The sequence below is a fragment of the Caulobacter sp. Root487D2Y genome (assembly GCF_001427165.1).
GTDB lineage: Bacteria > Pseudomonadota > Alphaproteobacteria > Caulobacterales > Caulobacteraceae > Caulobacter.
On the sequence record NZ_LMFD01000006.1, the window covers coordinates 1 to 21,946 of the forward strand.

Here is a 21,946-nt window from a genome sequence, read left to right on the forward strand (position 1 = left end):
CTGTCCGCCCCCACAGGGGGCGGAGGACGCCGCACCGCGCACCTCTTCCCCCTCTGGGGGAAGACGACCGCGAAGCGGTCCGTAGGGGGCAAGCGTTCGCCGCACGACGTCCCGCCTCGTGGACCCGAACCCCGCCCCAGAATCCTTGACATCCACGCCCCCTCATGCGCCTTTCCGCGCCTTGCAAATCATCGCGTTTCAAAGACTTTCCATGACCTCGACGCACGCCTATCGCACCCACACCTGCGGCGCCCTGCGGGCCGCCGACACCGGATCCCAGGTCCGCCTGTCGGGCTGGATCCACCGCAAGCGCGACCACGGCGGCCTGGTCTTCATCGACCTGCGCGACCATTACGGCCTGACCCAGCTGGTGCTGCACCCCGAAACCCCGGGCTTCGACGTGGTCGAGCGCCTGCGCGCCGAGAGCGTGATCCGGGTCGACGGCGAGGTGGTCGCCCGCGACGCTTCGGTGGTGAACCCCAACCTGCCGACCGGCGAGATCGAGATTCGCGTCTCGGCCGTCGAGGTGCTGAGCGAAGCCGCCGAGCTGCCGCTGCCGGTGTTCGGCGAGCCCGACTACCCTGAGGAAATCCGCCTCAAGCACCGCTATCTCGACCTGCGCCGCGAGACCCTGCACAAGAACATCGTGCTGCGGTCCAAGGTGATCCAGTCGATCCGTTCGCGGATGTTCGCCCAGGGCTTCAACGAGTTCCAGACCCCGATCCTGACGGCCTCGTCGCCGGAAGGGGCGCGCGACTTCCTGGTGCCGTCGCGCCTGCATCCGGGCAAGTTCTACGCGCTGCCCCAGGCGCCCCAGCAGTTCAAGCAGCTGCTGATGGTCTCGGGCTTCGACCGCTACTTCCAGATCGCCCCGTGCTTCCGCGACGAGGACCTGCGCGCCGACCGGTCGCTGGAATTCTACCAGCTCGACGTCGAGATGAGCTTCGTCACCCAGGAAGACGTGTTCGCGGCCATCGAGCCGGTGATGCACGGCGTGTTCGAGGAATTCTCGGGCGGCAAGCCGGTCTCGCCGATCGACGGCGTCCACACCTTCACCAACGACTTCGGCCAGGTGATGGAGCACAAGGGCTTCGAGCGCCTGACCTACGCCCAGTCGATGGCCTGGTACGGCAGCGACAAGCCCGACCTGCGCAACCCGATCAAGATGGCCGACGTCTCCGCGCACTTCCGCGACGGCGGTTTCGGCCTGTTCGCCAAGATCCTGGGCGCGGACGCCAAGAACCAGGTGTGGGCCATTCCCGCCCCGACCGGCGGCAGCCGCGCCTTCTGCGACCGCATGAACAGCTGGGCGCAGGGCGAGGGCCAGCCTGGCCTGGGCTACGTGTTCTGGAGCGAAGACCAGGGCGGCTGGGGCGGCCCGATCGCCAAGAACCTCGGTGAGCCGACCCAGGCGCTGATGGAGTCGCTGGGCCTGGGCAAGGGCGACGCGGCCTTCTTCGTGGCCGGCGATCCGGCCGTGTTCGCCAAGTTCGCGGGCCTGGCCCGCGCCCGGGTCGGGACCGAGCTGAAGCTGGTCGACGAGAACCAGTTCAAGTTCTGCTGGATCGTCGACTTCCCGATGTTCGAATGGAACGAGGACGAGAAGAAGGTCGACTTCTCGCACAACCCGTTCTCGATGCCGCAAGGCGGTCTGGAGGCCCTGGAGACCCAGGACCCGCTGACCATCCGCGCCTACCAGTACGACATCGTCTGCAACGGCTACGAGCTGTGCTCGGGCGCGATCCGCAACCACAAGCCGGAGATCATGCTCAAGGCCTTCGAGACCGCCGGCTACGGCGCCGAGGTGGTCGAGGCGCAGTTCGGCGGCATGCTCAACGCCTTCCGCTTCGGGGCCCCGCCGCACGGCGGCCTGGCGCCCGGCATCGACCGGATCGTCATGCTGCTGGCCGAGCAGGTGGCCATTCGCGAGGTGATCGCCTTCCCCCTGAACCAGCAGGGCCAGGACCTGCTGATGAACGCCCCGGCCGAGGCTCAGGAGCGGCAATACAAGGAATTGCACATCCGCTCGGCCCCGCCGATCAAGGTCTAGATCGGTCGGGTTTCGCCCATACGAAAAAGCCCTCCGGTCCAGCAGGATCGGAGGGCTTTTTTGCTTCGGGAGAACCGCTCGCTACCTCGGTTCCTTAGGGGGCTTGGGCGGCTTCGGCGGCCTGGGAATGGAAACGCGGGCCGCGGCCTCGATCTCGGCGCGATGGGCTTCCACCTCGGCCCGGGCGGCTTCGGCCTGGGCGCGCTGGAAGCTGGGGCTGACGCGGACGCGGACATTGACCCCGCAGTTGCGGACGTTCAGCCCGCTCGGAACCCGGGTGGAGCCGTCGCCGCAGGCCTCGTCCAGCTGGTCCTGGGTCAGTCCTCGGGCGTTCGACAGGTCCGCGCCGTTGAGGCTGGCGCCCGACAGGTCGGCGCCGCGGAAGTCGGCGCCGTTGAAGATCGCGCCGCGCAGGGTCGAACCGGTGAATTCGGCGTCGCGGAAGCTGGCCCGCTCGAAATTGCCGCCGGTCATGTTGCTGGCGTTCAGCTCGGCCGAGCTGAAATTGGCGCCCTTGGCGTTGACGCCCAGCAGGTTGGCGCCGATCAGCTCGCTGCTCGACAGGTTGGCGCGCTCCAGGTTGGCGCCCTGGAAGCTGGCGCCGTGCAGTTCGCTGCTCGACAGGTCGACCCGGCCCAGGTCGGCGCCGATGAAGTTGGCCCCGCTGCTCTCGATGCCCGACAGCTTGGCGTCGGTGAAGATGGCGTGGGAGAAGCCCGCGCCGCGCATCTCGGCGCCGCGCATGTCGGCCCGCGACAGGTCCGCGCCGGTGAAGTTGGAGCCGAAGAAACTGGCGCCGCGCAGGTCGGCGCCGATCAGGTTGGCCTTGGCGTAGTTGGCGCCGGTGAAGCGGGCGCCGGTCAGCTTGCGGCCCGACAGCTCGCAGCCCACGCACGTGCCGCCCAGTGAGATCATGCGCGGCACGTCCTTGTCCTCGACGCCGGCATAGGCCTGATGAGCCAGGGCCGACAAGGCGAGGGACAGAGCGGCGACCGTGATCCGCAAGCGGGACATCAAAACCTCCAGACCGGTCAAGATAAGCGACCGTGTGGGTTACGATTTGGGGCCGGCGATGGGCAAGCGCCACTTAAATCGCGGTAATGACGGAAGTTTAACGGCAGGCAGGCACGGAAAACCCGCGTGGCAGGCGGGTGGACAAATCGCCGCACGCCCGGTTCAGCTGGGCCTGGGTCAGGCCCGTGGCCCGGTCCATCTCGGCCCCGGAAAGGTTGGCTCCGGTCAGGATCGCGCCCCGGAAATTCGCGCCTTGCAGATAGGCGCCGACCAGGCTGGCGTTGGTCAGATTGGCGCCGGCGAAGCTGGCCCCGCCGAACACGCCGCCGTAGAAATTGACATCGCGCAGATCGGCGCCGGCGAAGCTGGTGCGGTTCATCTCGGCCAGGCTGAGATCGGCCTGGCGCAAGCGGGCTCCGGCCAGGTTGCGGCCCTTCAGCACCTTGCCCGACAGATCGGCCTGGAACAGGTTGCAGCGCGGGCAGTTGGCCCCGGCCCGGACATTGGCGATCTGGCCGGCGTTCTGGGCCGTTGCGGGCGCCGCGACGATCAGCAGACCGGCGGCGACGAGGATCGTGAGCAGCGGTTTCATTCTGGCGCGGATCTTTCGACGGGAACGGCGGTCAAGCATGGCCATGCAAGCTTAAGGCCAGGCAAACGCCCGACTTGGCGCGTCTAACCGGCGTCGCTCTCGCCTTGGGATCCGTCGCCGGCCTGGGTTCCGCAGCTGTCGCAGACCACCAGGCCGCCCTTGCGGCTGAGGGCCAGGTCGCCGCAGGCCGGGCAGACATCGCCGCCCTTGCCGGTCTGGAGAGGGCCCGCGGGGCGCGGCTCCTGATCGCGGCGGCCGCCGAACGGCAGGAACACCAGATTGTCCGGCGCCGCGCCGCGCGAGAAGCCCTTGGAGATGAACTTGCTGGCGGGCAGGGGCTCGGCCTCGATCGCGCCGTCCTCCACGCCTTCGCCCCGGCCCAGGCCGTCGGCGTTGAACTCGCCCGGATCGGCGTTGGCCAGGTCGTCGCGGCCCAGATAGGAGACGCCCAGTTCGCGGAAAATATAGTCGAGGATCGAAGTCGCCGAACGGATGGAATCGTTGCCCGTCACCGGCCCGGCCGGCTCGAACTTCGTGAAGACATAGGCGTCGACGAACTCGTCCAGCGGCACGCCGTATTGCAGGCCGATCGAGATGGCGATCGCGAAGTTGTTCATCAGACTGCGGAAGGCGGCGCCTTCCTTGTGCATGTCGATGAAGATCTCGCCGACCTCGCCGTCCTCGTACTCGCCGGTGTGCAGATAGACCTTGTGGCCGCCGACCGCGGCCTTCTGGATATAGCCCTTGCGACGATCGGGCAGCTTGCGGCGCGCGCGGCCGCCGCGTTCGACGATCCGCTCGACCACGCGCTCGACGATCCGCTCCTTGACCGGGGCCGGCGGGGCCTCCGCGACGGGCGCCTCGGCGCGAGCCGGCTTGGGGGCCTCGGCTTCGGCCTCCGGCAAGCGAAGGACGAAACCCGCGGGCGCCGCGATGCGGTTCAGGCGCAGCGCGCGGACGCCGGCCCGAGCGGCGGCGGCCTGAAGACGGGCGGCGTCGGCGGGGCGGGCGTCGAACGGCACGTCCAGCACAGCGGGAACCGCCAGACAGGTGAAGGTTTCGACCGCGGCGATCATCGCCAGGCGATCGGCCAGGGCCGGCGCCTCGATGGCGGCGAACAGGGCGCGCAGTTCGCCCTCCAAGGCTTCGCAGTCCGACAGTCGACGCGCGCCGAGGGCGTGGCGCTCGGCCGCCTCGATCTCGATCTCCGAGAAGCCGGCGAAGGTCAGGGTGTCGAAATTGGGATCGGCCAGAGCCTCGGCGGGAACGCCCAACACGTCGCTGAGGAAGCCGGCCCCGATCACGGCCGGGGTGAAGGCGGCGCGCAAACCGTCGGCATGGCGCAGGGCGTCTTCGGCCAGTTCGATCTCGTGGGCGGTGAAGCCGCGCGCCTGCAGAACCAGGTGATCGATCGCAGGGGCCTCGGCCAGCGAGCCATGGCCCATGGCGTGGCGGCGGGCGGCGTCGAAATCGGCCCCGGCCTCGGTCAGGCAAAGATGAGCCGCGGCGCTGAATGTCGGGACCAGCAGACCGTCGGCGGTCTGGGCGGTCGAGACAGGCGCGGCGGCGGCCGCGTGGCCAAGAGCCTTACCGCCCAAGCGCAGGGCGGTCTCGGGATCCGCGAAGGCGGCGACCAGGCGCGAAGAACGCAGACCGTGCTTGCGGGCCAGGCCGTGAGCGACGGCCAGGGCGGCGGCGGCCTCCGAGGCCAGCGGCGAGCGCAGGGCGGCGGCGCGCACCCGACGCTCGGCCAGGCCGCGCAGCACGGTCTGGCGTTCCTGAGCGAAGGCGGGATCGACGCCGAGCACCGCGGCGGCCTCGGCGCTGGCGCTGAGCGCGGCGCCGACGGTCAGGGCCCACAGGGCGGAGGCGGCGTCGCGTCCCGCGTCGCCGGCGGCCGAGAGGCCCTGGATCAACAGCCAGTCGCCGATCCCGGCCAGGCCGATCTCGGCCGGGCGGTCGCCGCGCTCGATCTCCAGGGCCGTGGCCCACAGTCCCACCACCTGGTTGAAGCCCGCGCTGTCGAAGGACTCGTCGTGCTGGAAGGCGGTCACGTCGATGGCGGCGCGGACCGGCGCGCCTCGGGCCAGGGTCTCGGCGTCCTCGGGCGACAAGGCCAGGATCAGGGCGCTGGTTTCCCAGCCGACCTGGGCGGCGAAGGAGGCGGCTTCGTCGACGGCGGCCACGCCCTGGCGGGAAGCCGAGGCGACGACGGGGGCGGGGGCCTCGGCGTCCGGCTCGATCAGGCCCGTGCGCGGTCCGCCGGCCAGGGCGATCGCGTCCAGGATCATGACGTCGTCGGCGCCCAGTTCGCGGGCCCGGCGCGCGGCGCGGCCGAGCGCGCTGTTCTTCGACGGATCGGCGCAGGCCTTGGCGTCTCCATGGCAGCGTTCAACGGCGTCGCCGACCTGGGCCAGGGCCGCGTCGAGAAGAGCGGCGGCCTTCACGGCCAGCCGCGCCGACCGCCAGCGGGCCAAGTGCCCCTCGGCGGCGCGCTTGAACTCGATCTCGCCGATATCAGGCAGACGCTGAGGCGCCGCCGACGCGCCGACCGGCGAGGCGACGCCGGCCAGCATGGTGGCCAGAAGGGCGTCGCGGAAGGCGTCGGCGTCCGCGGCGTCGCCGAACAGGCCGTCCGAAAGACCCGTCCTGGCCAGACGGTCGGCGTAGCGGGCGGGGCCGCCGCCCAGCGGCGCCTCGGAGTCGAACGCCCGATCGTTCTGATCCTCGGCGGCCCAGTCCAGCCAGGCCTCGACACGGGCGTCGGTCCAGCCCTCGGGCGCCAGCACCTCGATGACGGCGTCGGCGCGTTCGATCTCGCGCGGCTGGATGCGCTGGGCGGGGGCGGGGTGTCGGGACTGGATGCGCATGGGCGATTCCGCGGCCTGGGCGCCAGGGTGCGCCAAGAATTAGCCATCCTAGATCGCCGAACCGCGCCCTTCAATAGATGTGGGGTGCGGCGAGCGCCTGATCCACAAGATGTTGAAGTCGGAACGTCACGGCCGAAGCTGGACGCTGGAAGGCCGCCGACCTATAGTCCGGCCGCTTCGCAACGCCTCGGCGTTGCCCGAAACCCTCCCAGATTTGGGACCTTTGCGAGATTGGTGCTGACGCGGTGCTGAAAGCGATCTTCACGTGGTGGAACGGTGCGACCATCGGTCAGCGCTTCCATATTAGCCGTCGTGGCGTGTTCGTGGGCCAGGACGACTACGGCAACCGCTATTTCGAGGCGCGCGACAACAGCGACAGCTACGACGACCACAAGCGCCGCTGGGTCATTTACGACGGCTACGCCGAGGCCTCCAAGGTCCCGCCCGAATGGAGCGGCTGGCTGCACTATACGTTCGACGAGCCGCCGACCACGGCGCCGCTGAAGCGCCGCGCCTGGGAAAAGGACCATCATCCCAACCTGACCGGCACGATCCACGCCTGGCGTCCGAAGGGTTCGCTGGCCCGCGGCGGCGAGCGCGCGGTCGCCTCCAGTGACTACAAGCCCTGGTCGCCCGAATAGGATGATGATCCGGCGGCCATCGACGGGCGTGACGATGCTGGCCGTGGCGGGTTCGCTCGTCGGCGGCGGCGCCTGGGCGCTGCAAAACGCGCCGCAGCAACCCCCGACCGCCCAGACGCCGCCGACCGCCCCTGCGCCAGTCGTCGCGCCGCAGCAATCGCGACCCGCGCCCGTCGCGCGGCCGGCGCCAAGCGGGCCAGGGGCCCAACCGATCGTCCCGCAGCCCGCCGCGCCGACGACCAACACCACGCCGACGACCACGGCCGCGCCGGCACAGCCGCAGTCGGCCGCCAAGCCCGCCGATGTCCTGCCGGAAAAGCCGGCGGAGCCGATCAAGCGCGCGCGCTCGTCGGTCGCCATCATCCAGGCGCTGGACAAGGTGACGACCGAGACGATGCGGTTCGAAGCGCCGGTCGGTCAGCCGATCCGTTACAAGACCCTGGTGTTCACGGTCCGCGCCTGCGAGACGACCGCGCCCGACGAGGACGCCCCGGACTCGATCGCCTATGTCACCGTCGACACCCAGCCCAAGGCCTTGCCGGGCCGCGTGGCGCCGCCGGGACGTCAGATCTACAAGGGCTGGATGTACGCTAGTTCGCCGGGCCTGAACCCGTTGGAGCACCCGGTCTATGACGCCTGGCTGATCGCCTGCAAGACCTCGGCGCCCGCGGCGCCGGCCGCCAGCCGATAGAAGTCGGCCTGGGCCGTCCAGGCCCGGCCGAGCCGGCGGCGATAGTCGGCGCGCGAGATCTCGACCGTTCCGAACCGTTCGAGGTGCTCGGTGATGAACTGGGTGTCCAGCAACCGATAGTCGCCGGCGATCAGCCGACCGACCAGATGGACCAGCGCCACCTTGCTGGCGTCGCGGCGGATCGAAAACATGCTCTCGCCGAAGAAGCACGCCCCGAACGCCACGCCGTAGAGGCCGCCGACCAGCTCTTCACCGTCCCAGCACTCGACGCTGTGCGCCAGGCCGCGCGCGAACAGCTGACCGTAGAGCCGTTGGATCGGAGTGTTGATCCAGGTCTCCAGCCGTCCTGGCCGCGCGGTCGCGCAGGCCTCTACGACGGCGTCGAAGGCGGTGTCGATGCGGATCTCGAACGGTTCGGCCCGGACGGTCCGGGCCAGCCGGCGCGGGACGTGCACCCCGTCCAGCGGCAGCACGCCGCGCCGCTCGGGATCGATCAGGAAGATGCTCTCGTCGTGACGCGCATCCGCCATCGGAAAGACGCCGCGCTCGTAGCAGGCGATGAGATCATCGACCGTGAAGGCGTCGTCATCCATGGCTGGCCGTGAACCTCAGGTGGGCCTGATCCCGAAGCGTCGTCATCCCTCCGAGCAAGTCGGGGAATGACGACGATTTTAAGATCAGCCCTGCGCCTTGATCCAGCGCTCCAGCCAGTGGATGTCGTAGTCGCCGGCCAGGATGTCGGGTTGCACCAGCAGGTCCTGGAACAGCGGGATCGTGGTCTCGATGCCGCCGACGACCATTTCGCCCAGGCAACGGCGCAGACGCGCGATGCACTCCTCGCGATCACGGCCGTGGACGATCAGCTTGCCGATCAGGCTGTCGTAATAGGGGGGGATCGCATAACCGGTGTAGATCGCCGAATCCAGCCGCACGCCCAGGCCGCCGGGGGCGTGGAAGTCGGTGATGGTTCCGGGCGACGGCGTGAAGGTTCGCGCGTTCTCGGCGTTAATCCGGCACTCGATGGCATGGCCTTCGAACACCACGTCGTCCTGGGTGAACGACAGCGGCAGGCCGGCGGCGATGCGGATCTGTTCGCGAACCAAGTCGATGCCGGTGATGGCTTCGGTGACCGGGTGCTCGACCTGCAGGCGGGTGTTCATCTCGATGAAGAAGAACTCGCCGTTCTCCCACAGGAATTCGATGGTCCCGACGCCCAGGTAGCCGATGGCCTTGACCGCATCGACGACGATCTTGCCGATCTTGGCCCGGTCGGCCGCGCCGAGGGCGGGCGAGGGGGCCTCTTCCAGGACCTTCTGGTGGCGGCGCTGCAGCGAGCAGTCGCGCTCGCCCAGGTGCACCACGTTGCCGTGGCTGTCGGCGATGACCTGCAGCTCGATGTGGCGCGGCTTCTGGAGGTAGCGCTCCATGTAGACCGTGTCGTCGCCGAACGCGGCGCGGGCTTCCGAACGTGCGGTCGAGACCGCTTCGGCCAGATCCTCGCGGGTCTGGGCCACCTTCATGCCGCGACCGCCGCCGCCGGAGGCGGCCTTGATCAGCACGGGGAAGCCGATCTTCTCGGCGGCCTCGAAAGCCTCTTCCTCGGTGGAGACGCCGCCGTCCGAGCCGGGAACGACGGGAATGCCCGCGTCCTTGACGGCCTGCTTGGCGGTGATCTTGTCGCCCATCATCCGGATGTGTTCCGGCTTGGGGCCGATGAAGGTGTAGCCATGCGCGCCGACGATCTCGGCGAAGCGGGCGTTTTCCGACAGGAATCCGTAGCCCGGGTGGATCGCCTGGGCGCCGGTGATCTCGGCGGCCGCGATGATCGACGGGATGTTCAGGTACGACTTGGCGGCCGAGGCCGGGCCGATGCAGACGCTCTCGTCGGCCAGCCGCACCCACATGGAATTGGCGTCGGCCTCGGAATGGACCGCCACGGTGGCGATGCCCATTTCCTTGCAGGCGCGGTGAACCCGAAGCGCGATCTCGCCTCGGTTCGCGATGAGGATCTTGTCAAACATGCCGATTACTCGACGATGACGAGCGGCTCGCCGAATTCGACGGGCTGGGCGTCTGTCACCAGGATCTCGACGATCTTGCCGGCCTTCGGGGCCGAGATCGGGTTCATGGTCTTCATGGCTTCGACGATCAGCAGGGTCTGGCCGGCGGTCACGGTGTCGCCGACCTTGATGAAGGCGTCGGCGCCGGGCTGCGGCGACAGATAGACGGTGCCGACCATCGGCGACTTCACGGCTTCGCCGAGGTGGGCGGCCGGGGCGGGCGCGGCGGCTTCAGCGGGCGCGGCGGCGGCCGGCGCCGGCGCATAGGTCGGCGCGGCCAGGGCTTGAACGTATTGGGTGGCTTGGGCGGCGACGGTCAGCTCGCGGGCGACCCGGATCTTCAGGCCGGCGTGCTCGACCTCGATCTCCGACAGGCCGGTGTCCTTCAGGATGTCGGCCAGCTTGCGGACCAGGCGAGCGTCGATCGACGGAGTTTCGACCGGATCGGCGGGGGCCTTGGGATTGGACATGGAAGCTTACCTTGCTGTCTTCTTGAAGCCGGGGACGCCGGCTAGTTCGCGCCGACCAGGCCGGCAGCGGCCTCGATCGCCAGTTCATAGCTCGCCGCGCCGAAGCCGGAGACAATCCCGGTCGCCGCGAGCGAAACGAAGGTGTGGCGGCGGAAGTCTTCACGCGCCGCCGGGTTGGACAGGTGACACTCGATGACCGGGATGTTCAAGGTCTTCAAGGCGTCGAGGAGAGCGATCGACGTATGGCCATAGCCCGCCGGGTTAATCACCAACGCGCAAGCTTCCGTCCGGGCCTCTTGGACCCAGTCGATCAGCACGCCTTCGTGATTGCTCTGCCGGAAGACGACGGAAAGGCCCCGAGCGGCCGCGCGCGCTTCGCAGCGCGTACGGACATCGTCGAGCGTGTCCTTGCCGTAGATCTCGGGCTCGCGCGTTCCCAACAGGTTGAGATTGGGTCCGCTCAGCACATGGATCGGTTTTACCATTCGGCTCCGCCGTCGATTCCGGGAGGTCTTGTATAGCCGGTTCCCTCACGTCACAAGCAGGGCTCGCTTCGGAGGTGACATGAAGCTTCTCTTGAACGGCGAGGAACGGCATATCGCCGGCGTCGTCAGCATCGCGGATCTGGTGTCCGCCCTGGGCCTGGACGCCCGCAAGGTGGCGGTGGAGCGCAATCTCGAGATCGCCCCGCGCTCGACCTATGCCGACACCGCCCTGGCCGACGGCGACCGAATCGAGATCGTGACGTTCATCGGGGGCGGTTAGGTCTGCGCGTTTGAAACCCGGAGCGCGGAGGCGTAAACCGGCCCCATGAACGCGCACGTCCCCCCCGAATCCGTCTCGTCCACCGAGTCCGACGACACCTGGACCGTCGCCGGCCGCACTTTCCGTTCGCGACTGATCGTCGGCACCGGCAAGTACAAGGACTACGCCACCAACGCCGCCGCGGCGAAGGCGGCGGGGGCCGAGATCGTCACGGTGGCCGTGCGCCGCGTGAACCTGACCGACCCGACCCAGCCGCTGCTGGTCGACTACGTCAAACCCACCGAATTCACGTTTCTGCCCAATACAGCGGGCTGCTTCACCGGCGAGGACGCCGTGCGGACCCTGCGCCTGGCCCGCGAGGCCGGCGGCTGGGACCTGGTGAAGCTGGAAGTCCTCAGCGACCCCAAGACCCTTTATCCGGACATGGAAGAGACCCTGCGCTCGCTGAAGCTGCTGGTCGCCGAAGGCTTCCAGGTGATGGTCTATTGCTCGGACGACCCGGTCTACGCCCGCAAGCTGGAAGACGCCGGCGCGGTGGCGATCATGCCGCTGGGCGCGCCGATCGGTTCGGGCCTGGGCATCCAAAACCGCGTCAACCTGCGGATCATCGTCGAGAACGCCAAGGTTCCGGTCCTGGTCGACGCGGGCGTCGGCACCGCTTCGGACGCGGCGATCGGCATGGAGCTGGGCTGCGACGCCATCCTGATGAACACCGCCATCGCCGAGGCCAAGGACCCGATCCGCATGGCTCGGGCCATGAAGCACGCCGTGATCGCCGGCCGCGAAGCCTATCTCGCCGGCCGGATGCAGAAGCGCCTCTACGCCGATCCCAGCTCGCCGTTGGGCGGTCTGATCTAGCCGAGCTCTAGGCCGAAACGTCCAGCAGTGATCCCTTCGCCTTGGTGGGATCGTTCTCGACCTGCTCCTTGATCCGCTGCTTGATCTGATCCTCGATCTTCTGGCGTTCCTCGGGCGGCATCGCCTTGACCTGGTCTTCGGTCAAACCCATGCGCTCCAGCATGACCGCGTGCATCTTCTGAGCGGGCGTCAGCTTGGCGTAGTCCAGAAATTCGTCCCTGGCCGACTTCGCCGGCCCGGCGGTCAGAGAATCGGCAGCGGTCGGAGTCGTCGATTTCGTCGCCGCGGCCGCGTTGATCTTCGACAGGGTCGACAGGGCGAGGGACGCCAGGATGCTGGGGCCGGAAATAAACATGGAAGACTCCGCCGCAAAGGGGCGGATCCCGCGAAGCAAGAACCGTGCGCGTTCGCGATCGCAAGGAATTCAACAGGTTGCCAAGAGACGACGGCGTCCGAGCGCGGCGTTGACCCAGCAGTTTCTTCCGAGCCGGCCGGTTCTGCCCTACCGCCCGGGCGCTAGACCTTCTTAGCCTTCCCCGCGCGGGCCTGGTCGATCGCCAGGTTGAGAGCGTGCATGTCGGCGCCCGGGATCATCTGGTCGCCGACGAAGAAGGCGGGCGTGCCTTCGATGGCCAGGGCTTCGGCCAGGGCGTGGGTGTCGGCCAGGTGCTGGGTGGTGGTCGCGGACCCGGCCGCGGCGCGGGCCTTGGCCATGTCGATGCCGAGGTCCTGGGCGATGCGCATGACAGCGGCCTCGTCGAGGCTCTTTTCCGCCATCAGGCGCTTATGCAGTTCGATGGTCTTACCCTGGTCCTTGGCCCCCAAAACGATGCGCGCCGCGGCCTCGGAATCGTGGCCGAAGATCACGAAATCCTTGAACACGAAGCGCACGTCGGGGTTCTTCTGGATCAGGTCGACGATCTGCGGCGCGGCCAGCTTGCAGTAGCCGCAGCGGTAGTCGAAGAACTCGACGACGGTGATCGAGCCGTTCGGATTGGCCACGAAATCGCGGGGATCGCGTTCCAGCGCCTGGCGATACTTGTTCATCGCGCCCTTGGCGTTCTTGGCCTGTTCAGCCGCCTGCTTTTCCTGGAGCTTTGTGCTCATCTCCACCAGCACCTCGGGGTGCTCGACCAGATAGGCGTGGACCTTTTCGCCGAACGCCTTGTCGGCGTTGGCCTGTCCGCAACCGATCAGGGACAGGGCGGCGATGGACGCGGCGGCGAACGCCATCGGACGGAACGTCAAGGGCATGGAGCTCTCTGGAAAGGGGCGGCCTAGCGGCGCAGGCCCGAGGTGACGGCGCCTTCCTTGGCCAGATCCTTGAGGTCCTGGTTGGAAGGGTTGGAAGTCAGGACGATGTCGGTGGCGCGCCGCCATTCGACGCTGTCCTTCTTGAGCAGTTCGCGGGCTCGCATGGCGAAGACCCGGGCCTCCTGGGTCGCGCCCATGTTGAAATACTGCTCGGCGGTGGCCAGCCGCGCCTGGCCGTCCTCGCCGCGCTTGTCGTAGGCCTGGGCCAGCAGACGCCAGGCGACGGAATTGTCGCTTTCGTCGAGCAGCGAGCGCTTCAGTTCGCTGATGCCTTCCTCGACCTTCTTGGGATCGTCCAGGCCGATCAGGGTCTGGCCCAGGTTCACCCGCAACAGGGCGGCGTCGGGCTTCAGCGCCACGGATCGACGCTGCGGCTCCTCGGCTTCCTTGACGCGGTTGAACTCGAACAGGATCTGCCCCTTGAGCTCCCAGAGGTATGGATTGTTCGGGTTCTCGGTGATCAGGCCGTCGAGAATCTTCAGGGCCCGGTCGGGCTCCTTCATCTGATAATAGGCGATGGCGCGGGCGTAGCGGGCCGGGAAGGCGCGATCGTTTTCCTTGTACTTCGTGATCGCCACGCCGGGATTGATGAATCCCTCCAGCTTGGCTTTCATGATCTCGTGCTCGGCCAAGGACGCGGGATCGTCGACGGCGTTGTAGTGCGGCAGCTTCTCGACGCGGCTGCGCAGAGCGTCGATCCGGTCGCCCGAGAGGGGGTGGCTGCGGAAATAGGCGAAGCGCCGCGACTGGTCGAAGACCTCCTGGTAGCGGAAGTTGTCGAAGAACTCGACGAGGCCGCGGCCCGACTGACCGGTGGTCTCAAGGAAGCCCGCTCCGGCCTGGTCGGCGCGTGATTCCTGGTCGCGGCTGTAGCCCAGGGCGCCGAGCTGGCCGAAGTAGCTGGCGTTGCCGAGCAGAACCGCGCCGGCGTCCGGAGCACCGGCCAGGGCGGCCAGGACCCCCAAGCCCATGGTCAGGATCATCGGCTTGAGGCCGGCCCGCATCATTTCGCCCGAGCGCAGCGGGTGGGCGCCGGCAAGGTGTCCGGTTTCGTGGGCGATGACGCCCTTCAACTGGTTGGGCGTCTCGGTCTGCAGGATCAGACCGGTGTTGAGGCCCATCATCAGGCCTTGGGTGGCGAAGGCGTTCAATTCCTTATCGCCGACCAGCAGGATGCGAACGGTCTTCGGATCCAGCCCCGCCGCCGCGTAGATCGGGTCGGCGTCACGGTGAAGGATTTCCTCGATCTCGGTGTCGCGGATCAGCGAGGGGCCGTCCTGCGCATGAGCCGAAGCGCCGGGGGCGAGGATAGCCGTCAACAGGGCCAGCGCGGACAGCGCGGACCCCGTCTTCCTGGACAATCTCTCGGAAGCCGCCCTTATCCGGGAGGTCATCGAAACTCTCCTGATCGCGCCCCCGCGCTCAAGCCGGCAGTCTAACGCGGTTCTCGACGACCTGGGAACATCCGTCGAACGAGCATCCCGCGGATATGGGCATGAAGGCCGGCGGAACCAGGGGCCCGCCGGCCTTCACCTTGAAACCTAGCCTCGGCGCCACCAGCCGCGCTTGGGCTTTTCGGGCGGGGTCAGGATCTCGGCCGGGTCGGATTCGACCACCACCAGAGCCGGCTCCGCGGCGGCGACCGCGACGGGCTCGGGTTCGGCGGCCGGCTCGGGCGCGGCCTCGACCACGACCGGGGCCGCGACCTCGACATCGGCCGCGACCAGCGGCGTTTCCTCGACCGTCTCGGCTGTCGGCGTCTCCACGGTCACTTCAGCCGGAACCTCGGCGTCGGCGGCCTTGCGTCCGCGACTGCGGGGACGACGGGCCTTTTTGGGTGCCTCGTCCTGCGGCGGCAGTTCCACCCAGACGTCGGCCGGGGGGCCTTCGATCACGGGCGGGGGCAGCGGCGCGGCTTCCAGCTCGGCGACATCGACCCGGGGCGCGGGGGCGCGTTCGGCGCGCGGGGCGTCGGACACCTCGGTCCGCTCGCCGCGTTCACCGCGACCGCGTCCGCGCCGACCGCCGCGTTCACCGCGTTCGGCGCGTTCCGGACGCTCGGCGCGCTCCGCCACCGGCGCTTCGACCCGTTCGGGGCGTTCGGCGCGCTCGGGACGAGGGCCGCGAGCGTCGAGTTCGGCGGGATCGTGCCAGACGAAGGCGCTTTCGCCGAAGGGCACCCGAGGACGGGTCCAGGCAAAGGCGTCGGCCGGACGGTCACCGTCCTCGCGACCGCCGCGACGGCCGCCGCGACGTCCGCGGCGACGGCGACGGCGACGCGATTCCTCGTCCTCGCCCTCGATATCGCCTTCAGCGCGATCAGCGCCCTCGGCGCCCTCGGCGTCATCCTCGTCTTCTTCGCCGGCGGCCTCGGCCGGCGCCTCGTCACGGTCGTCGCGACGACCGCCACGACGACGACGCTTGCGGCCGCGACGGGCGCTTTCATCTTCAGCCGGTTCGGCGCGAGCCGGACGAGCGGCGCGGGGCGCGTCGTCGCCTTCGCTCTCGTCTTCGTCCTCGGAGACGATCTCTTCGTCTTCCTCGTCCTCTTCGTCGTCAAACGCCTCGTCGTCATAGACAGGGTCGGGCTCGATCGGGGCGAAGATCTGCGGGGCGGGGCGCTCGCCCAGCTCCGTGCGGTCGATGTCATGCTCGGCCTGGTGCAGGCTGTCGTCGACCAGGACCGTGACAAACAGGGCGTGAGTCTGCTGCAGGCGCAGCAGATAGGCGCGCTTTTCATTGAGGATGTAGATGCCGACGGGGCGGCTGACCTTCAGGGTGACGGCGCCGCCGCCCTTCAGGGCCTCGACCTCGACCGCCCGCAGGGCGGCCAGGGCGCTGGATTCGACCGAGCGGACGCGGCCGGTGCCGTCGCAGTGTTCGCAGACGTGGGTGGTGCCTTCCAGCACGCCGGTGCGGCGGCGCTGGCGGCTGATTTCCATCAGGCCGAAACCGCTGATCTTGCCCATCTGAATGCGGGCGCGATCGTCCTTGAGCGAATCCTTGAGGACCTTCTCGACGGCGCGGTTGTTCTTGCCCTCATCCATGTCGATGAAGTCGATGACGATCAGACCGGCCAAGTCGCGCAGCCGAAGCTGGCGGGCGGCTTCTTCCGCCGCTTCCATGTTGGTCTTCAGCGCGGTGGCTTCGATGTTGCGTTCGCGCGTGGCCTTGCCCGAGTTGACGTCGATGGCGACCAGGGCTTCGGTCTGGTTGATCACCAGATAGCCGCCGGAGCGCAGCGGCACGACCGGCGAATAGATCTGGGCCAGGTGGTCTTCGATCTTGTGCTTGACGAACAGCGGCGCCGGCTCGCGATACGGGAAGACCTTCTTGGCCTGGCTCGGCATGAGCATGCGCATGAAGTCGCGCGCTTCCTTGTAGCCGGCCTCGCCCTCGACCCAGATGCCCTCCAGGTCCTTGTCGTACATGTCGCGGATGGCGCGCTTGACGAGGTCTTCCTCCTCGTAGATCAGCGCCGGGGCGATCGAATGCAGCGTGTTGTCGCGGATATTCTCCCACAGACGCAGCAGATATTCGTAGTCGCGCTTGATCTCGGCCTTGGTGCGCTTGGCGCCGGCCGTGCGGACGATCAGGCCCATGCCCTGCGGCACGTCCAGACCCTGAACGACGCTCTTGAGGCGCTTGCGGTCGGTGACCGTGGTGATCTTGCGGCTGATGCCGCCGCCGCGGGCGGTGTTGGGCATCAGGACGCCGTACCGACCGGCCAGCGACAGGTAGGTGGTCAGGGCCGCGCCCTTGTTGCCGCGCTCTTCCTTGACGACCTGAACCAGCATGATCTGCCGGCGGCGGATCACTTCCTGGATCTTGTACTTGCGCATCAGGCGGCGCTTGCGGCGCGCCAGTTCTTCCTCGACGGCGTCTTCCTCGTCGTCGACCGCGTCGCCGTCATTGTCCTCGCGGGCGTGGTGCTGGTCATCCTCGTCGTCGCCGGAATCGTCACGCATCAGCGCTTCGCGGTCGGCGACCGGGATTTGATAATAGTCCGGGTGGATTTCGTTGAAGGCGAGGAAGCCGTGGCGGTTGCCGCCGTACTCGATGAACGCAGCCTGCAAGCTGGGCTCAACGCGGGTCACCTTGGCGAGATAGATATTTCCTCGGAGTTGCTTTCGGGTCTGGCTCTCGAAATCGAATTCTTCAACCCGCGTACCATCCACGACCACCACACGCGTCTCTTCGGCGTGGGCGGCGTCGATCAACATCTTCTTCGACATAAAGGGTATCTCCACGGCGCGCGGCGGACGCTAGGCCCGGGCGCCGATATGATTGAAAGGCGCGCACGTCACCGCCCGTCGCACCGCCGAGGCGGTTGCGGAAGGTCGGTCGCCAAAGGCGGTCGGGTGCGGCGCAGCCCATAAGGTTTCTGTGTTCCTTAAACGCGCCGGAAGGCGCGGATCGGATGAAGCATCGACGCCGGAGCGGCTTAAGGATCCGATGCGGACCCCGCGGGACGATCCAGACGAAGGCTTCGCGCCTCACGCTGGTAATCGAGCCCAAACTCGTTTCAGTCCGGCGGTTCCGGCCACGAACGCCAATTGCACCCAAAGAATGCAACCAGGCCCGTGAGATAGGAACCGCTCACGCTTTCCGCCATGACGATCACGGCGCTCAGCGCGCGGACCATACTGTAGCAACATCGCGTCGTAAAAGAAAAGCGCTCGACTGAACGCGCCTGCGCGGCGATGTCGCGCTTGAGGTTAACGCTTTCTCTACCGAAAAATGCAGATATCGGTTTTTGGGTTTAGGTTACGCGCCTTGGGGGCGACGGACGACATGAGCAGGGTTCTGATCTCGGCGGCGAGGACAGGATGGGCGCGGGCGGCGATGATCGTCGGCGGCCTGGCCCTGGCTGGCGTCGCCGTGGCCATGGCCCAAGGCCCCGCGCCGGCCGCCGGCGTCCAAAAGGTCCGCTTCGGCGGCGACCGCAACGAAACCCGCATCGTCATCGATCTTGACCGCGCCGCCACGGGCAAGCTGCTGGCCGACGGCGCGTCGGATCGGCGTGTGGTGATCGGCCTGCCCAACGTGACGACCGGCGGCGATCTGCAGGGTTCGGGTCAGGGCCTGGTCGAACGCTGGGCGATCGACGAGGCGGCGGGCGGCGCGCGCCTTCGCCTCGATCTGAAGGCCAACGCCGAGGTCCGCCGACGCTTCCTGCTGCCGCCGGGCGACGGCGCGTCGGCCTATCGCTACGTCATCGACCTGAAGTCCACCGACGCGCCGGGCGCGATCCAAACCCCTGCCATGAAGCCGACCCTGGTTTCCGCGCCGGTGAGAGCCTCGGCCCTGCGACTGAAGAAGGTCATCGTCATCGACGCCGGTCACGGCGGCAAGGACCCTGGTTCGGCGGGCGCCAACACCGCGGAGAAGGACGTCACCCTGGCCGCCGCCAAGGCGTTGAAGGCCAAGCTGGAGAAGTCCGGCCGGTACACCGTGGTCATGACCCGCCAGTCGGACACCTTCGTGCCGCTGGAGGCTCGCGTCCAGATCGCCCGCCGGGCCGACGCCGACCTGTTCATCTCGCTGCACGCCGATTCGGGACCTGACGCCACGACCCGCGGCGCCAGCGTCTACACCCTGTCGGAAAAAGGCACCGAGCGCGTGGCTCGGGTGCTCGAAAAGGACGATTGGCTGATGAAGGCCAATCTGCCGGGACGCGATCGCGCGGTCAGCCAGATTCTGCTCGACCTTTCCCAACGGGCCACCAAGAACCGTTCAGCCGCCTTCGCCGAGACCTTGCTGCAGTCGGTGGGCGAGGAGACGACCCTGCTGCGCCGCAGCCACCGCGACGCCGGCTTCATCGTGCTGCTGGCGCCCGACGTGCCGGCCGTGCTGCTCGAGATGGGCTTCATCACCAATGTCGACGACGAACAGCTTCTGCAGACTCCGGCCGGTCGCGGCCGACTGATGGACGCCGTCGCCGGCTCGATCGAATCCTATTTCGCCGCCCAAACCCGTCTCGCCGCTCGCTAGGCTGGCGAGAGCCGTTGGCGCCTTGCCCGATGCGCGCTAGAGCCATTTGGGGGAAGACGCGTCGGACGTGGCCCATCCCCGCGACCGCAAAACCGCTTACTTTTTTGCTGATCGCGCTCTAGAGGATTCGAACGGAGCGGGCGAAAGTGCGTCGCCCGACGGAGGCGGCGTGGATCTGAAGCCCAGAGAACGTTGGATCGCCATCGCCGGCGTCACGGTGCTGTCCGCGATCGCCGTGGCCGGCTTCACCATCGCCATCTACGCCGCCTGGCTGTTCCACGACATGCCCGACGCGGGCGAACTGCAGGACTATCGCCCGCCGACGGCCACGCGCGTCTATGCCTGGGACGGCACCCTGATCGGCGAATACAGCAAAGAGCGCCGGATCTTCGTGCCCTACGACCAGATCCCGCCCCAGCTGGCCCAGGCCTTCCTGGCGGCCGAGGACCATAACTTCTTCAAGCACGGCGGCGTCGACGTCGGCGGCTTCTCGCGCGCCATGCTCAACAACGTCGGCAACGCCGCGCGGGGCCGGCGCCTGGAAGGCGGTTCGACGATCACCCAGCAGGTGGCCAAGAACGTCCTGCTGACCAGCGACGCCACGGTCGGACGCAAGTTCAAGGAAGCGATCCTGGCCCACCGCCTGGAGCAATCGCTCTCCAAGCAGCAGATTCTCGAGCTCTATCTCAATGAAATCTGGCTGGGCTATCGCTCGTTCGGGGTGGGCGCGGCGGCCTACAACTATTTCGGCAAATCGTTGCCCGAACTGAGCTTGGCCGAGTGCGCCTATCTGGCCGCGCTGCCCAAGGGTCCCGACAACTATCATCCGATCCGGAACAAGGCCAAGGCCAAGGCCCGCCGCGACTGGATCCTGGGCCAGATGGCCGATCAGGGCTGGATCAGCCAGAACGACGCCCGCAAGGCGATGGCCGAGGACCTGATCGTCCAGGCCGCGCCCAGCCGCGCCAAGTACCGTGACGCCGACTATTTCGTCGAGGAAGTGCGCCAGCGCGGCGTCGCCACCCTCGGCCCGCGCCTCAGCGAGGGCGGCTATTACATGCGCACGACCCTGGATCCCAAGCTGCAGACCGCGGCCCGGGTGGCGCTGATGGAGGGCCTGGAGAAGTACGACCGCCGCCACGGCTGGCGCGGCGCCTGGGGTCACGTGGAAAGCCTGGACGCGGATTGGGAAAAGCAGGCGCTGAAAAGGCCGCCGTCGGAGCGCCGCCGCTGGCGTCCGGCCATCGTCACCTCGGCCTCGGGCGGCGTCCGCCTGGCCAAGGGAGAAGGCGAGGGGGCCATCGTCGGCGAGGACATGGCCTGGGCCAACGCGACCAAGGGCCTGAAGGTCGGCGACTTGGTGTTCGTCGAGAAGTCCGAGGGTTCGGAGGCCTATCGCCTACGCCAGACCCCGATCGTCAACGGCGCCCTGGTGGCGATGGAGCCCTATACGGGACGCGTCGTGGCCCTGGTCGGCGGCTACAGCTTCTCGCTGTCGAACTTCAACCGCGCCACCCAGGCGATGCGCCAGCCGGGTTCGGCCTTCAAGCCCTTCGTCTACGCCACGGCCCTGGAGAACGGCTACACGCCGGCCAGCGTGATCGTCGACAGCGCCATCACCCTCAAGGGGGCCAATGGCGAGGACTGGAGCCCGGAGAACTATCACAAGAAGTTCTATGGAGCCCTGCCGCTCCGCAAGGGCCTGGAGCAGTCGATCAACGCCATGACCGTGCGCCTGGCTCAGAGCGTCGGCATGAAGAAGATCGTCGAAACCGCCAAGAAGACCGGCGTGACCCATGAGATGGCCCCGGTGCTGGCCATGGCGCTGGGCGCGGGCGAGACCACGCCGTTCAAACTGACCACGGCCTATACGTCGTTCGTCAACGGGGGCCGCCGGGTCGACCCGCACCTGATCGAACTGGTGCAGGACCGCGAGGGCAAGGTGATCTTCCGCGCCGACAAGCGCGATTGCGTCCGCTGCAACGCCGGCTTCAACGGCGACGAGAGCCCGCGCATCCCGGCCTTGGGCGAGCAGGTCATGGACCCGATCACCGCCTATCAGATCACCTCGATGCTGCAGGGCGTGGTCCAGCGCGGCACCGCGGCCCAGGCCAGCTCCCTGGGCTATCCGCTGGCCGGTAAGACCGGCACCACCAACGAATACCGCAGCGCCTGGTTCATGGGCTATTCGCCCAGCCTGGTGGTCGGCGTCTTCATCGGCTTCGACGACAACCGTTCGCTCGGCGAAGGCGAAACGGGGGCGACCGGCCCGGTGCCGATCTTCATGGACTTCATGCGCGAGGCGCTGAAGGGGCAGCCGAAGACCGAGTTCAAGGTCCCCAAGAACGCCAAGTTCGCCATGGTGCGTGGCATTCGGGAGGCCTTCCGTCCCGGCACGGAACCCAAGGTCGTCGCGCCGACCGAGAGCACCGGACCGCAGCCGTATGGCGACGCCTGGCCCGGCGGCCAGATCGGCCCGGCCCCGACCCAGGGTCCCGCCAAGCCGCCGACTCAGGCGCCCGACATCAGCGGACTCTACTAATCGTCGACCAATCGCCCCGGAGTCATTGCGCCGACTCCGGGCGCGGGCTATGTCCCGCGCCCTTCAACACTGTCACGGAGTTACG

At 68.0% G+C, this 21,946-nt stretch carries 19 protein-coding genes; 7 read left to right on the plus strand and 12 right to left on the minus strand.

Annotated features, from left to right (window positions below; all coding sequences use genetic code 11):
- The first annotated feature begins 211 nt into the window (after positions 1-211).
- The gene (gene aspS / locus ASD38_RS07300) at positions 212-2,050 is read left to right on the plus strand and encodes an aspartate--tRNA ligase (protein WP_056458930.1); all 1,839 of its coding nucleotides are present in this window, start codon (positions 212-214) and stop codon (positions 2,048-2,050) included.
- An 81-nt stretch (positions 2,051-2,131) separates the two neighbouring features.
- Here aspS and ASD38_RS07305 read toward each other — a convergent pair whose 3' ends face one another.
- The 3 genes from ASD38_RS07305 to ASD38_RS07315 all read right to left on the minus strand — a co-directional run bounded on the left by ASD38_RS07305 (position 2,132) and on the right by ASD38_RS07315 (position 6,526).
- Complete coding sequence (locus tag ASD38_RS07305) at positions 2,132-3,064, minus strand: pentapeptide repeat-containing protein (RefSeq protein WP_056458933.1); 933 nt, start codon at positions 3,062-3,064, stop codon at positions 2,132-2,134.
- Between the two features lie 97 nt (positions 3,065-3,161).
- A complete protein-coding gene (locus ASD38_RS07310; RefSeq protein ID WP_056439851.1) occupies positions 3,162-3,656 on the minus strand; it encodes a pentapeptide repeat-containing protein in 495 nt (164 codons plus the stop codon).
- An 83-nt stretch (positions 3,657-3,739) separates the two neighbouring features.
- Positions 3,740-6,526 carry a TSCPD domain-containing protein gene (locus ASD38_RS07315; RefSeq protein ID WP_056458965.1) on the minus strand — a complete coding sequence of 929 codons (2,787 nt, stop codon included), beginning with the start codon at positions 6,524-6,526 and terminating at the stop codon, positions 3,740-3,742.
- Positions 6,527-6,771: 245 nt separating this feature from the next.
- Here ASD38_RS07315 and ASD38_RS07320 point away from each other — a divergent pair, with 245 nt between their 5' ends.
- Both ASD38_RS07320 and ASD38_RS07325 read left to right on the plus strand, forming a co-directional pair.
- On the plus strand, positions 6,772-7,167 hold the full coding sequence (locus ASD38_RS07320) for an NADH:ubiquinone oxidoreductase subunit NDUFA12 (RefSeq protein ID WP_056439853.1): 396 nt from the start codon (positions 6,772-6,774) through the stop codon (positions 7,165-7,167).
- 4 nt (positions 7,168-7,171) lie between these two features.
- Entirely contained in the window at positions 7,172-7,858 is a 687-nt protein-coding gene (locus ASD38_RS07325) for a DUF2155 domain-containing protein (RefSeq protein WP_442857018.1), read from the plus strand.
- Here the strand turns inward: ASD38_RS07325 and aat are convergent.
- The 4 genes from aat to ASD38_RS07345 form a co-directional block, all read right to left on the minus strand.
- Positions 7,795-8,451, minus strand: coding sequence for a leucyl/phenylalanyl-tRNA--protein transferase (aat, locus tag ASD38_RS07330; protein WP_056458939.1), 657 nt, complete (start codon positions 8,449-8,451; stop codon positions 7,795-7,797). The genes ASD38_RS07325 and aat overlap by 64 nt on opposite strands.
- Positions 8,452-8,535: 84 nt before the next feature.
- A complete protein-coding gene (gene accC / locus ASD38_RS07335; RefSeq protein WP_056439859.1) occupies positions 8,536-9,879 on the minus strand; it encodes an acetyl-CoA carboxylase biotin carboxylase subunit in 1,344 nt (447 codons plus the stop codon).
- Between the two features lie 5 nt (positions 9,880-9,884).
- Positions 9,885-10,388: an acetyl-CoA carboxylase biotin carboxyl carrier protein gene (gene accB, locus ASD38_RS07340; RefSeq protein WP_056458942.1), complete on the minus strand. Its 504-nt coding sequence runs from the start codon at positions 10,386-10,388 to the stop codon at positions 9,885-9,887.
- 41 nt (positions 10,389-10,429) lie between these two features.
- Positions 10,430-10,873 carry a type II 3-dehydroquinate dehydratase gene (locus tag ASD38_RS07345; protein ID WP_056439867.1) on the minus strand — a complete coding sequence of 148 codons (444 nt, stop codon included), beginning with the start codon at positions 10,871-10,873 and terminating at the stop codon, positions 10,430-10,432.
- 79 nt (positions 10,874-10,952) lie between these two features.
- Here ASD38_RS07345 and thiS point away from each other — a divergent pair, with 79 nt between their 5' ends.
- Positions 10,953-11,153, plus strand: a complete 201-nt coding sequence (thiS, locus tag ASD38_RS07350; protein ID WP_056439870.1) for a sulfur carrier protein ThiS — start codon at positions 10,953-10,955, stop codon at positions 11,151-11,153.
- A gap of 45 nt (positions 11,154-11,198) precedes the next feature.
- Complete coding sequence (locus tag ASD38_RS07355; protein ID WP_056439873.1) at positions 11,199-12,011, plus strand: thiazole synthase; 813 nt, start codon at positions 11,199-11,201, stop codon at positions 12,009-12,011.
- A 7-nt stretch (positions 12,012-12,018) separates the two neighbouring features.
- Here ASD38_RS07355 and ASD38_RS07360 read toward each other — a convergent pair whose 3' ends face one another.
- From ASD38_RS07360 to ASD38_RS23780, 5 genes are all read right to left on the minus strand, one after another.
- Entirely contained in the window at positions 12,019-12,366 is a 348-nt protein-coding gene (locus ASD38_RS07360; RefSeq protein WP_056458946.1) for a hypothetical protein, read from the minus strand.
- 161 nt (positions 12,367-12,527) lie between these two features.
- Entirely contained in the window at positions 12,528-13,265 is a 738-nt protein-coding gene (locus ASD38_RS07365; RefSeq protein WP_056458950.1) for a DsbA family protein, read from the minus strand.
- Positions 13,266-13,288: 23 nt separating this feature from the next.
- Positions 13,289-14,719 (minus strand): M48 family metalloprotease, encoded by a 1,431-nt coding sequence (locus ASD38_RS07370; protein WP_056439876.1) that lies wholly within the window; start codon positions 14,717-14,719, stop codon positions 13,289-13,291.
- Between the two features lie 147 nt (positions 14,720-14,866).
- Positions 14,867-17,560 (minus strand): Rne/Rng family ribonuclease, encoded by a 2,694-nt coding sequence (locus tag ASD38_RS07375; RefSeq protein WP_056458953.1) that lies wholly within the window; start codon positions 17,558-17,560, stop codon positions 14,867-14,869.
- Complete coding sequence (locus tag ASD38_RS23780) at positions 17,484-17,702, minus strand: hypothetical protein (protein WP_156390616.1); 219 nt, start codon at positions 17,700-17,702, stop codon at positions 17,484-17,486. Before ASD38_RS23780 ends, ASD38_RS07375 begins: the two co-directional genes overlap by 77 nt.
- A 417-nt stretch (positions 17,703-18,119) precedes the next feature.
- Between ASD38_RS23780 and ASD38_RS07380 the strand changes: the two genes are divergently transcribed.
- Both ASD38_RS07380 and ASD38_RS07385 read left to right on the plus strand, forming a co-directional pair.
- The gene (locus tag ASD38_RS07380) at positions 18,120-19,319 is read left to right on the plus strand and encodes an N-acetylmuramoyl-L-alanine amidase family protein (RefSeq protein ID WP_156390614.1); all 1,200 of its coding nucleotides are present in this window, start codon (positions 18,120-18,122) and stop codon (positions 19,317-19,319) included.
- A 169-nt stretch (positions 19,320-19,488) separates the two neighbouring features.
- Positions 19,489-21,861 (plus strand): penicillin-binding protein 1A, encoded by a 2,373-nt coding sequence (locus ASD38_RS07385; protein WP_056458956.1) that lies wholly within the window; start codon positions 19,489-19,491, stop codon positions 21,859-21,861.
- Positions 21,862-21,946 lie beyond the last annotated feature (85 nt).